This is a genomic window from Collimonas sp. OK307, from assembly GCF_900113705.1.
Classification (GTDB): Bacteria; Pseudomonadota; Gammaproteobacteria; order Burkholderiales; family Burkholderiaceae_D; genus Collimonas.
Genome location: NZ_FOQI01000005.1, coordinates 166,385 through 177,528 on the forward strand (window position 1 = coordinate 166,385; position 11,144 = coordinate 177,528).

9 protein-coding genes and 1 other RNA gene are annotated in these 11,144 nt (G+C 57.4%); 6 read left to right on the forward strand and 4 right to left on the reverse strand.

The genetic code is table 11. From position 1 onward, the window contains the following. Positions 1 to 4: 4 nt before the first annotated feature. From BM205_RS09165 to BM205_RS09180, 4 genes are all read left to right on the forward strand, one after another. The gene (locus BM205_RS09165) at positions 5 to 1,795 is read left to right on the forward strand and encodes an acyl-CoA dehydrogenase C-terminal domain-containing protein (protein WP_092414195.1); all 1,791 of its coding nucleotides are present in this window, start codon (positions 5 to 7) and stop codon (positions 1,793 to 1,795) included. An 89-nt stretch (positions 1,796 to 1,884) separates the two neighbouring features. Beyond that, entirely contained in the window at positions 1,885 to 4,272 is a 2,388-nt protein-coding gene (locus tag BM205_RS09170) for a 3-hydroxyacyl-CoA dehydrogenase/enoyl-CoA hydratase family protein (protein WP_092414196.1), read from the forward strand. Between the two features lie 94 nt (positions 4,273 to 4,366). Then, on the forward strand, positions 4,367 to 5,563 hold the full coding sequence (locus BM205_RS09175; protein WP_092414197.1) for an acetyl-CoA C-acyltransferase: 1,197 nt from the start codon (positions 4,367 to 4,369) through the stop codon (positions 5,561 to 5,563). A gap of 136 nt (positions 5,564 to 5,699) precedes the next feature. Beyond that, entirely contained in the window at positions 5,700 to 6,464 is a 765-nt protein-coding gene (locus BM205_RS09180; protein ID WP_092414198.1) for an enoyl-CoA hydratase, read from the forward strand. A 102-nt stretch (positions 6,465 to 6,566) separates the two neighbouring features. On the opposite strand, the gene BM205_RS09185 is transcribed toward BM205_RS09180, so the two are convergent. The 4 genes from BM205_RS09185 to BM205_RS09200 form a co-directional block, all read right to left on the reverse strand. Continuing rightward, positions 6,567 to 6,716 (reverse strand): entericidin A/B family lipoprotein, encoded by a 150-nt coding sequence (locus BM205_RS09185; protein WP_092414199.1) that lies wholly within the window; start codon positions 6,714 to 6,716, stop codon positions 6,567 to 6,569. Positions 6,717 to 6,785: 69 nt separating this feature from the next. Further along, positions 6,786 to 7,457, reverse strand: coding sequence for a MarC family protein (locus BM205_RS09190; RefSeq protein WP_092414200.1), 672 nt, complete (start codon positions 7,455 to 7,457; stop codon positions 6,786 to 6,788). A gap of 110 nt (positions 7,458 to 7,567) precedes the next feature. Next, positions 7,568 to 8,485, reverse strand: coding sequence for an ornithine cyclodeaminase family protein (locus BM205_RS09195; RefSeq protein WP_092414201.1), 918 nt, complete (start codon positions 8,483 to 8,485; stop codon positions 7,568 to 7,570). A 47-nt stretch (positions 8,486 to 8,532) separates the two neighbouring features. Beyond that, positions 8,533 to 9,801: a D-amino acid dehydrogenase gene (locus BM205_RS09200; RefSeq protein ID WP_092414202.1), complete on the reverse strand. Its 1,269-nt coding sequence runs from the start codon at positions 9,799 to 9,801 to the stop codon at positions 8,533 to 8,535. A 170-nt stretch (positions 9,802 to 9,971) separates the two neighbouring features. Here BM205_RS09200 and rnpB point away from each other — a divergent pair. Both rnpB and BM205_RS09210 read left to right on the forward strand, forming a co-directional pair. Then, positions 9,972 to 10,297, forward strand: an RNA gene (gene rnpB / locus BM205_RS09205) — RNase P RNA component class A. A gap of 177 nt (positions 10,298 to 10,474) precedes the next feature. After that, entirely contained in the window at positions 10,475 to 11,029 is a 555-nt protein-coding gene (locus tag BM205_RS09210; protein ID WP_092414203.1) for a fasciclin domain-containing protein, read from the forward strand. Positions 11,030 to 11,144 lie beyond the last annotated feature (115 nt).

Genomic DNA, 11,144 nt, shown 5'->3' on the forward strand with positions numbered 1-11,144 from the left:
CACCATGGGTCAATACGTCGCGCCGCTGCGGGATATGCAATTCGTCATGCACGAGTTGCTGCATGTAGAAGATGAACTGAAACAATTGCCGAAGCATGCCGATATCGATGCCGATATCATCAATCAAGTGCTGGAAGAAGGCGGCAAGTTCACTTCTGAAGTCCTGTTCCCGCTGAACCACTCCGGCGATCGCGAAGGCTGTCATCACGACAAGGCCACGCATACCGTGACCACGCCTAAGGGCTTCAAGGAAGCCTACAAGCAGTACGTTGAAGCCGGCTGGCCTTCATTGTCGTGCGATCCGGAATTCGGCGGCCAAGGCTTGCCGCTGGTGATGAACAACTCATTCTACGAAATGATGAATTCGTCGAACCAGGCCTGGACCATGTACCCTGGCTTGTCGCACGGCGCTTACGAATGCCTGCACGCACACGGTACGCCAGAACAGCAAGCGCTGTACCTGCCTAAACTGGTATCCGGCGAGTGGACCGGCACCATGTGCCTGACTGAAGCCCATTGCGGTACCGATCTCGGCATGCTGCGCTCGAAAGCCGAGCCACAAGACGACGGCTCCTACAAGATCACCGGCAGCAAGATCTTCATTTCGGCCGGCGAACACGACATGTCGGCCAATATCTTGCATCTGGTGCTGGCACGTTTGCCAGGCGCGCCTGAAGGCTCGAAAGGCATTTCCCTGTTCCTGGTACCGAAATTCCTGCCGAATGCAGATGGTTCGCTGGGTGCGCGTAATCCGATCACCTGCGGCGCGATCGAAGAAAAAATGGGTATCCACGGTAATTCGACCTGCCAGATGAATCTGGACGGCGCCACCGGCTGGATCATCGGCGGTGCACATAAAGGCTTGAACGCGATGTTCGTGTTCATGAACGCGGCCCGTCTCGGCGTCGGCATGCAAGGCCTGGGTTTGACAGAAGTCGCCTACCAAAACGCCTTGGTTTATGCCAAGGACCGTATCCAGATGCGTAGCCTGTCGGGCATCAAGGCGCCGGATAAGCCAGCGGACCCGATCATCGTTCATCCTGATGTACGCCGCATGCTGTTGACAGCAAAAGCATATGCTGAAGGCGCACGCGCATTCTGTTCGTATGTCGCGCTGCAGTTGGACAAGGAGTTGAATCACCCCGACGAAGCAGTGCGCAAGGATGCGGCCGATGAAGTTGCCCTGTTGACGCCGGTGGTCAAGGCTTTCATCACCGACAACGCCTGGACTGCCACTTCGGAGTGCATGCAGGTGTATGGCGGCCACGGTTTCATCGCCGAGTGGGGCATGGAGCAGTATGTCCGCGATGCCCGTATCAACATGATTTACGAAGGCACCAACACCATCCAGTCGCTGGATTTGCTGGGTCGTAAAGTATTGATGGACAACGGCGCCAAGCTGAAGAAATTCGGCGCCAAGGTGCAAGCGTTCATCGAAGAGAACGGCGCCGACGAAGCCATGTCGGAATTCATCACGCCGTTGGCGGACCTGGGCGACAAGGTCAGCAAGCTGACCATGGAAATCGGCATGAAAGCTTTCCAGAATCCTGACGAAGCTGGCGCCGCGGCGGTTCCTTACCTGCGCGTAGTCGGCCATCTGGTCTACGCCTACTTCTTTGCGCAAATGGCAAAGATCGCACTCGCCAAGCAAGACTCAGGCGACAAGTTCTACGTTTCCAAGCTGGCGACTGCACGTTTCTATTTCGCCCGCCTGCTGCCGGAAACTGCAATGCTGATTCGTCAGGCGCGTTCCGGTTCGGCCAGCTTGATGGCATTGGATGCGGATTTGTTCTAATCTAATTTAGCCGTAGGGTGGGCATGCGTTGAAACTGAGTTGAAGTTAAACATGTCCACGCCCCCAACAGACTGACCAAGGAGATACAAGTGTCCAATTTCATCGTTAAAAAAGTCGCCGTTCTCGGCGCCGGCGTGATGGGTGCGCAAATCGCCGCCCACTGCCTGAACGCCAAAGTGCCGGTAGTCCTGTTCGATTTGCCAGCCAAGGAAGGCCCGAAGAACGGCATCGTCCTGCGCGCTATCGAAAACCTGAAGAAGCTCAGCCCGGCCCCTCTGGGCAACAAGGATGATGCAGCGCTGATCGAAGTCGCCAACTACGAAGACAACCTGGACGTACTCGCCGGTTGCGACCTGATCATCGAAGCGATCGCCGAGCGCATGGACTGGAAGCATGACCTGTACAAGAAGGTTGCGCCGCATATTGCGCCGAACGCGATTTTCGCTTCCAACACTTCCGGCCTGTCGATCACCGCTCTGTCGGAAGGTTTCGACGCCGAATTGAAAGCCCGTTTCTGCGGCGTGCACTTCTTCAATCCGCCGCGCTACATGCACCTGGTGGAACTGATCCCGACCGCGAGCACCAGGCCAGAGATCCTCGATCAGCTGGAAGGCTTCCTGGCGACAACGCTGGGCAAGGGTGTGGTTCGCGCTAAAGATACGCCTAACTTCATCGCTAACCGCGTGGGTGTGTTCGGCATCTTGTCGACGGCTCACCAGGCTGAAAAATTCGGCCTGTCGGTCGACGTTGTCGATGATCTGACCGGCGCCAAGCTGGGCCGCGCCAAGTCGGGTACTTTCCGTACCGCCGACGTGGTTGGCCTGGATACCATGGGTCATGTCATCAAGACCATGCAGGACACCCTGAAAGATGATCCTTTCTACGGCGTGTACGCAACGCCGCCGCTGCTGGCCAAACTGGTCGAGAAAGGCGCGCTGGGTCAAAAAACCGGCGCCGGCTTTTACAAGAAGGTTGGCAAGGACATCCTGCGGATCGATGCCGCCACGGGCGAATACGTTACCGGCGGCGGCAAGGCCGACGAACTGGTGGCGCGCATCCTGAAAGACAAGGATCCGGTCAAGCGCATGAAGACACTGCGTGAATCGACCAATCCGCAAGCGCAATTCCTGTGGTCGATCTTCCGTGACGGCTTCCATTACATCGCAGTCCATATGGAATCGATTGCCGACAATGCGCGCGACATCGATTTCGCCATGCGCTGGGGCTTCGGCTGGAGCGTAGGCCCGTTCGAAATCTGGCAAGCCGCCGACTGGAAACAGATCGCTGGCTGGGTCAAGGAAGATATCGATGCCGGCAAAGCACTGTGCAATGCACCGCTGCCAGCCTGGGTATTTGACGGCCGCACCGGCGTGCACGCTGCTGACGGTTCCTACTCGCCAGCGAAGAAGGCCAATGTCGCCCGTTCCACTTTGCCGGTCTACGAGCGCCAGGTATTCCGCGCACCGTTGCTGGGTGAAGGCGTGGCTGACGGCAAGACTGCCGGCACCACTGTATTCGAGGATGACTCGGTACGCGCATGGCATCAAAACGACGACGTACTGGTCCTGTCGTTCAAGACCAAGATGCACGTCATCGGGCCGGGCGTTATCGCCGGTTTGAACAAGGCGGTTGCCGAAGCAGAAAAGAATTACAAGGGCCTGGTGCTGTGGCACGCAGATGCAGCTGAAGGCGGCGCATTCTCTGCAGGCGCCGACCTGCAATCGATGCTGCCATTGTTCATGTCGGGCGGCGCCAAGGCGATCGAACCGATGGTGGCTGAGTTGCAGCAAGCATTCATGGGCCTCAAGTATGCGAGCGTGCCGGTGGTTGCTGCAGTGGCCGGCCTGGCGCTGGGCGGTGGTTGCGAATTGGCGCTGCACACAGCCAAACGCGTGGCATCGATCGAATCGTATATCGGTCTGGTTGAAGTTGGCGTTGGTCTGATCCCTGCAGGCGGCGGGTTGAAGGAAGCAGCAGTACGTGCCGCCAATGACGCCAAGGGTAACGATATCCTGCAATTCCTGAAGACTTCTTTCATGAATGCGGCGACTGCGAATGTGTCGAAGTCGGCACTGCAAGCGCAGAGCATGGGTTATCTGAAAGCTACCGACGTGATCGTATTCAATGCATACGAATTGTTGCACGTGGCAAAGGTCGAAGCGCGCGCCATGTTCGACGCCGGCTATCGTCCACCGCTGAAGGTGCAGATTCCGGTGGTAGGCCGCGACGGCATCGCCACCATCCTGGCGCAGCTGGTCAACATGCGTGACGGCGGGTTTATCTCGGCACATGACTACAAACTGGGCCACATGATTGCCAACATCGTTTGCGGCGGCGAAGTCAACGAAGGCAGCATCGTGAATGAACAATGGTTGCTGGACCTGGAGCGCAAAGCGTTCGTCGAACTGCTGAATAACCCTAAGACGCAAGAGCGGATCATGGGCATGATGCAGACCGGTAAGCCAGTTCGGAACTAAGCTAACTATTTGTGGGAAAGAGTTTAAGAGCCACCGTAGCGTGGCGAATTACACTATCCGTGTGACTCTGTCCCCAACTGATCAGGAGATCAAAATGAGCAAACAACTTCAAGAAGCGTATATCGTTTCCGCTACCCGCACCCCAATCGGCAAGGCGCCGCGCGGCATGTTCAAGAACACCCGTCCGGACGACCTGCTGGTACGCGTCATGCAATCCGCCATGGCGCAAGTGCCGGGCCTCGATCCTAAACTGGTGCAGGACGCCATCATCGGCTGTTCCTTCCCTGAAGGCGCGCAAGGCCTGAACATGGCGCGTAACGCCGTGCTGCTGGCTGGCTTGCCGAATACCATCGGCGGCGTCACTGTTAACCGTTACTGCGCGTCCGGCATCACCGCGATCGCCATGGCTGCCGACCGCATCCGCGTCGGCGAGGCAGACGTCATGATCGCCGGCGGCGCTGAGTCGATGTCGATGGTGCCGATGATGGGTTTCCATCCTTCGGTCAACATGAACGCGTTCAAGGATGAAAACGTCGGCATGGCCTACGGCATGGGCCTGACGGCTGAAAAAGTGGCGCAGCAATGGAAAGTCTCGCGTGAAGCGCAAGATGCGTTCTCGGTAGAGTCGCACCGCCGCGCCATCGCCGGCCAGCTGGCTGGTGAATTCAAGGACGAAACCACATCTGTCGACATCATTGAGCGCTTCCCCAACCTGGCGACCGGCCAGATCGACCTGAAGAACCGCACCGTTGATCGTGATGAAGGCGCACGCGCCGAATCGTCGATGGAAACACTGGGCAAGCTGAAGGCAGTATTCGCTGCCAAAGGCACCGTCACAGCAGGCAACAGCTCGCAAATGTCGGACGGCGCCGGCGCCCTGATCCTGGTCAGCGAAAAAATCCTCAAGGAATTCAACCTGACTCCGCTGGCACGCTTCGTCTCGTTCGCAGTACGCGGCGTACCGCCGGAAATCATGGGCATCGGTCCTAAGGAAGCGATTCCTGCAGCGCTGCGCGCCGCCGGCCTGACCCAGGACCAGCTGGACTGGATCGAGCTGAATGAAGCATTCGCAGCGCAAGCGCTGGCAGTGATTCAGGATCTCGGCCTGGATCCATCCAAGGTCAACCCGCTGGGCGGCGCGATTGCATTGGGCCACCCGCTGGGTGCTACCGGTGCGATCCGTGCTGCAACTGCGATTCACGGCATTCGTCGCCGTAATCAAAAATACGGCATGGTCACCATGTGCGTTGGTGCGGGCATGGGCGCCGCAGGTATTTTCGAGCGCATGTAATTGTTTGAATCAAGCAGATTGTCATAAGCAATCGTAAAAAACGAAAAAGCCGTGCAGCTACCCCTCGCACGGCTTTTTTGTCTCCTTTAATTTAATCGACGCGCCGCGTATTGAGCGCGCTGAACCGGAGCACCAGATGGATATATTGACTAGTAAAGAGAATGGCATCCTGACGATTGAATTCAATCGCCTGGAGAAGAAAAATGCGATCACTGCCGCGATGTATCAGACCATGGTCGATGCCTTGAAAGATGCGGAGGCCGATAGCGCGGTAAGGGCGATTTTATTTACCGGCAAGCCGCAGATATTCAGTGCCGGCAACGATCTCGAAGATTTCATGAAGAACCGGCCGACAGGTATAGAAAGCCCGGTGTTTCAATTCCTGTGGCAAATCAGCCATGCCAGCAAACCGCTGGTGGCTGCGGTGGCGAGTGCCGCGGTCGGCATCGGCACTACCATGTTGATGCACTGCGATCTGGTGTACGCCGCAGACAATGCCCGTTTCTCGATGCCGTTCACGCAACTGGGTTTGTGCCCGGAAGCGGCTTCCAGCTTGATCTTGCCGCAGATTGCAGGCTACCAGCGCGCTGCTGAAAAGCTGTTGCTGGGCGAGGCGTTTTCGGCAGAAGAAGCCAATGCCATGGGCCTGGTCAACAAGATATTGCCGGCGGAAGAATTGGTGGCGTTTGCGCAAGCGCAGGCTGCCAAGCTGGTGGCTCTGCCTGCAGCGTCGATCCGTCTCACCAAGAGCCTCATGAAGGGTAGCCAGACCGCTGAAGTAGAGGCGCGGATGCAGCAGGAGATAGAGCATTTCGGTGCGATGTTGACTGCACCGGAAGCGGCAGAGGCATTCACAGCTTTCTTCGCAAAACGTAAGCCGGATTTCAGCAAATTTGCCTGATGTATGGCTTTTGCTAGCGAAAATAAAAAAACCCGACGCCAGGTCGGGTTTTTTATTATCTTAGGAGTCCTGCGAAAGCTACGGCAGAACTACATCTTCTCTTTACATCTTCTGTTGCACGTCCTGAGCCGCGTCTTTTACCTTTTCACCGCCGGTTTTTACGTCCTGGCCCATGCCGGCAACCGTATTGCAAGCGGAAAGTGCGCCTAGCACGCCAAACATTGCCACAATTACCATTATCTTCTTCAGCATCGTGTGCTCCTTTAGGTGGGGGTAAGGAAACAATCTTATCACTAGAATTCCGCAGGGCGAGAAAAAGCCTTAATGTGCTTGCCATAACAGCAATAGGCCGCTTACCCCGTCCCACAGGATTTGTACGCCGATACAGAGCAAGATGAACGAAGTCATGCGCTGCATCACGGTGGTGCCGGTGTCGCCCAGCAGGCGTATCAACACACCCGCAAAACGGTTGCAGAGATAGACTATCAATGCCGCTATTGCGAGGCCGGCGACGGCGGCGATCAGGGACAGCGGCAACGGCACGTTTGGCACCCGTACGCCGGCGCCCAGGGTGATGGCGACCGAGATCGAACCGGGACCTACAGTGAGTGGGAAGGCCAGTGGATAAAATGCTTTCTTTGAAGCGAGCTGCTCGGTCCAGAGCGATTCAGGCACGGCTTCCGCCATAGGCATTTCATCGGAGTTCAGCATTTTCCAGGCGGTAGCCACTACTAGCAGGCCACCGGCGACTTTTACCACGGGCAGCGACAGGCCGAAAAAAGCCAATACGTGGGTGCCGATGAACATGCCTCCCATCAGCAGCAGGAAGGAATTGATGGCCACCCCGCGCGCCAGTGCGTTGCGGGTGCTGTCGGATGCGGTGATGGTCAGCGCATGGAAAATCGGCGCGCCGCCGGGCGGGTTCATGATCGGCAGTAAAGCCGCCAGCACGAATAGCACGGTCTTCAGGAAGCTCAATAAGTGGAATTCCATGTGCGCATGTCGTCAGTAGTCATCGGTGGCCCGATTCTAGACTGACGACATGGCGGCGGCAAGCAATGCCGCGCATTGGGGGACGAAGCAGGAGTTGGCTTACCGGCGGCTTACCAGCCGAAACGCTCGCAGGCGCGGCGGTATACCAGGCCGGACAGGGCGATGTCTTCGACGCCGACGCCAATCGCCTTGTAGATCACGAGGTCGTTTGGCTGGCGCTGGTAAGTGCTGCTGCCATCGACAACCTGTCCCAGCTCCCATACCTGGTCCCAGGCGAAAGTGCCCGGCTGGCATAACAACAGATCGCCGGCTTCCTGCTGTGCCTGCGGTTTCCATTCAACCACCAGGGCGGTGGCGCGGGCAATCGCACGATCGTCGAGTTCACGCAGGTTGCCTTTGCTGGCGCCGACCGCCGCAACGAAAGCGCCCGTTTTCAGCAAATCGCCGGAAAACAACGGCTCGGCCGAACGCGTTACCGTGACCACTACATCGCCGCCCTGTGCCGCCTCATCGACACTGACGGCGCGCGCCGGAATACCGGTTTGCTGCGTGATCTGTTCTGCAAACTGCTGTTGGCCGCTGCGGCCTGCAATCAGGATTTCCTTGAATTTGCGCACTTCCAGCAAGGCCGGCACATGCGAGTGCGCCTGAACCCCGGTGCCGATCACCGCCAGCGTGGCAGCATCCTGGTTGGCCAGGTGATCGGCGGCGACCGCAGTGGCTGCGGCGGTACGCAAGCCGGTCATGGTATCGGATTCAATCGCCGCCAGCGGCCGTCCATCTTCGGTAGAGAACAGCACGGTGACAAAATGAAATTTGCCGTTGATCGTGGTGTAGATCTTGTAACCGGCGATGCCGGCGGCAGGCAGCAATGCACCCATGCTGGACATCATGACGGGGCCGGCGCTGGTGCGGATTCTAGCCTGTTGCGCCCCCTGTCCGATGCCAGCGAAGGCCTGGCGCATGGCGGCAATGGCATCGCCGGTATTGATCAGCTCGGCAACTTGCTGGTTGGTGATGAGTTTCATGGTTTTATTCCTTTGGGTTTTCGCGCGTTTTCGTCGAATTTTCGTCGTTACGCGCTAAATGAAAAAGGGCTGGCCTCGATGGCGGTGGCCTGGTCTGCAATCAATTGCGTCAGCAGGGTTGCGCTGCCATGCGCCAGGGTCCAGCCGAGACTGCCATGGCCGACATTCAGATACAGGTTCTTGACCGGAGCCGCGCCAATCAGCGGCACGCCGCTCGGTGTAGCGGGGCGGAAGCCGCTCCATGGCGACAAGCTGGCGCTGTCGGACAGGTCGCCGCAACCAGGGAACAGTTCACTGACGCCGCGTTTCAATTCATCGATTGCCGTAGCGGGTATGCTGCGATCCATACCGACCAATTCTACGCGCCCGGCAACTCGCAGGCGATCTCCCAATCTCGCGTAAACGATTTTCTTGGAGAGATCGGTGATGGATACTTGCGGTGCTGCAGCCTGGTTGGCGCTATCGGTCAACGGCACGGTGATGCTATAGCCTTTGAGCGGGTAGAGCGGCAATGAAAAGCCGGCGCGCTGTGCAAAATCGGCGCTGGCAGGACCTAGCGCCAGGACGAAAGCATCGGCATCGATTTGTTCCTGGCCAGCGTGCACCGCGACTAATGCGCCGTTACGCATCTCCAGTTTATGGATACGTTGCGAATGGGCGAAGCGGAAGCCCGGCTGTTGCGACATGGCATCTACCAACTGTCTGCAAAACAGCGCGCAGTCGCCCGCTTCCTCGCTCGGGGTATACACGCCGCCGGCCCAGTCGCGCTTGGCGTTGGCCAGCGCCGGTTCAATTTCCATGCAGCGCGCGGCGTCGATGATTTCCTGCTGGCAGCCATGCTCGGCCTGAAACGCAATTTGTTTACGGGCGCTGACCAAACCTTTGGCATCGCCGTACATCACCAGTTTGCCTGCACTGCGATGCTGGAAGTCTAACGGGACGGCTTGCGTCAGTTGCTGCAATTGCTCGCGGCTGAAGAACGCCAGCCGCAACAGATCAACCGTGGTTTGCCTGACGCGTTTGGTATTGCAGGCCGCCAGGAATTTGAGTAGCCAGCGCCATTGCGCGGGATCCATTTTCGGCCGCAAGGTCAGCGGCGAGTCGGCGCTGAACATGTATTCAGGCCAGTGGCTCCAGACGGACGGATCGGCCAGCGGCGCAACGTACGAATAACTTAGTTGTGCGCCATTGCCCAGGCTGGTTTCGCTGCCTGGCAACGCAGCAGCATCAACCAGGGTGACTTGATGGCCTGCTTCCAGCAGCCGATAGGCGGAAGTGACGCCGATGACGCCAGCACCTAATACGCAAATGTGCATTTGTTCTGTCCTGTTGCGGAAAAGTGATTTTGCAGTGCAAAAAGCTTCAAACACTATACGTATACGCGGGTGTTCTGTCTCATGCTATTTTGGCATCATAGGCCGGGATAAACTTCAGGCAGCAGTGAAAAACCGCGGGCCGGGACCGTCATTGCGGTAGAATGCCGCCTGAAGTAAGCCAGACAGCCGCTGGCCGACGTTGCAATGCGTTGGCGGGAGGAAGGTCCGGACTCCATAGAGCAGGGTGACGGTTAACGGCCGTCCGCCGTGAGGCGAGGAATAGGGCCACAGAGACGAGCGTATTAAGTTACGGTGAAACGCGGTAACCTCCACTCGGAGCAATTCCAAATAGGCACGCGTTGATGTTGCTCGCGGAGCGTGCGGGTAGGAAGCTTGAGCGCTGGAGTAATCCAGCGCCTAGAGGAATGGTTGTCATAACGCGAGGGCGCAAGCTTGAGCGTCGTAACAGAATCCGGCCTATCGGCTTACTTCATTTTCTTTCGGCAGGTTGTCTGCGCTCGCACGGTTGTCACCGGCGAACGCTGTATTGCAGCCCCATCGCCATCCCATCTTTTGCATGCCGTCGAACTCCTTGAATCCGTTGAATCCAGTTTTCGGCCAGTCGCGTATATGACTGTGCAGGCTCCTAAAATTCACTCTTCAAGGAATTATCATGCGCAAACTTAGCTACGCTTTAACTTTATCCGCCGCTCTGATCGCCGCCAGTGCGGTCCACGCAGAAGATACCGTGATGGTCGGCGGACAAAACATGTACCCCAGCAAGGACATCGTCGACAACGCTGTCAATTCAGCGGATCACACCACCTTGGTAGCCGCAGTAAAGGCCGCCGGCCTGGTGGACACGTTGAAAGGCAAGGGCCCGTTCACCGTATTTGCTCCAACCAATGCCGCCTTCGCCAAACTGCCGCCCGGCACGGTGGAAACCCTGGTCAAGCCGGAAAACAAGGCAACCCTGACCAAAATCCTGACTTATCACGTAGTGCCAGGCCGCTATGGTTATGCAAGGCTTGAAAGCGCCATCAAGCAAGGTCATGGCAAGGCCGAATTGCCAACCGCCAGTGGCGGCATGTTGACCTTTACGCAAAATGGTCCGCGCAATATCGCCATTACAGACGACGGCGGTCATGTAGCTAGCATCAGCACCTATGACGTGAATCAGTCGAATGGCGTGATCAATGTGATTGATACTGTGTTGCTGCCTAAATAATATAGGTCGAGCAAGCCGGGGGAGGGACGATAAGGATAAACATTTCAGTGGCAGTGAGTTAGGGCAACGTTATTCTTGACGTTGCTTTTTTTTCGTCCAAATGAATTGGGTGACG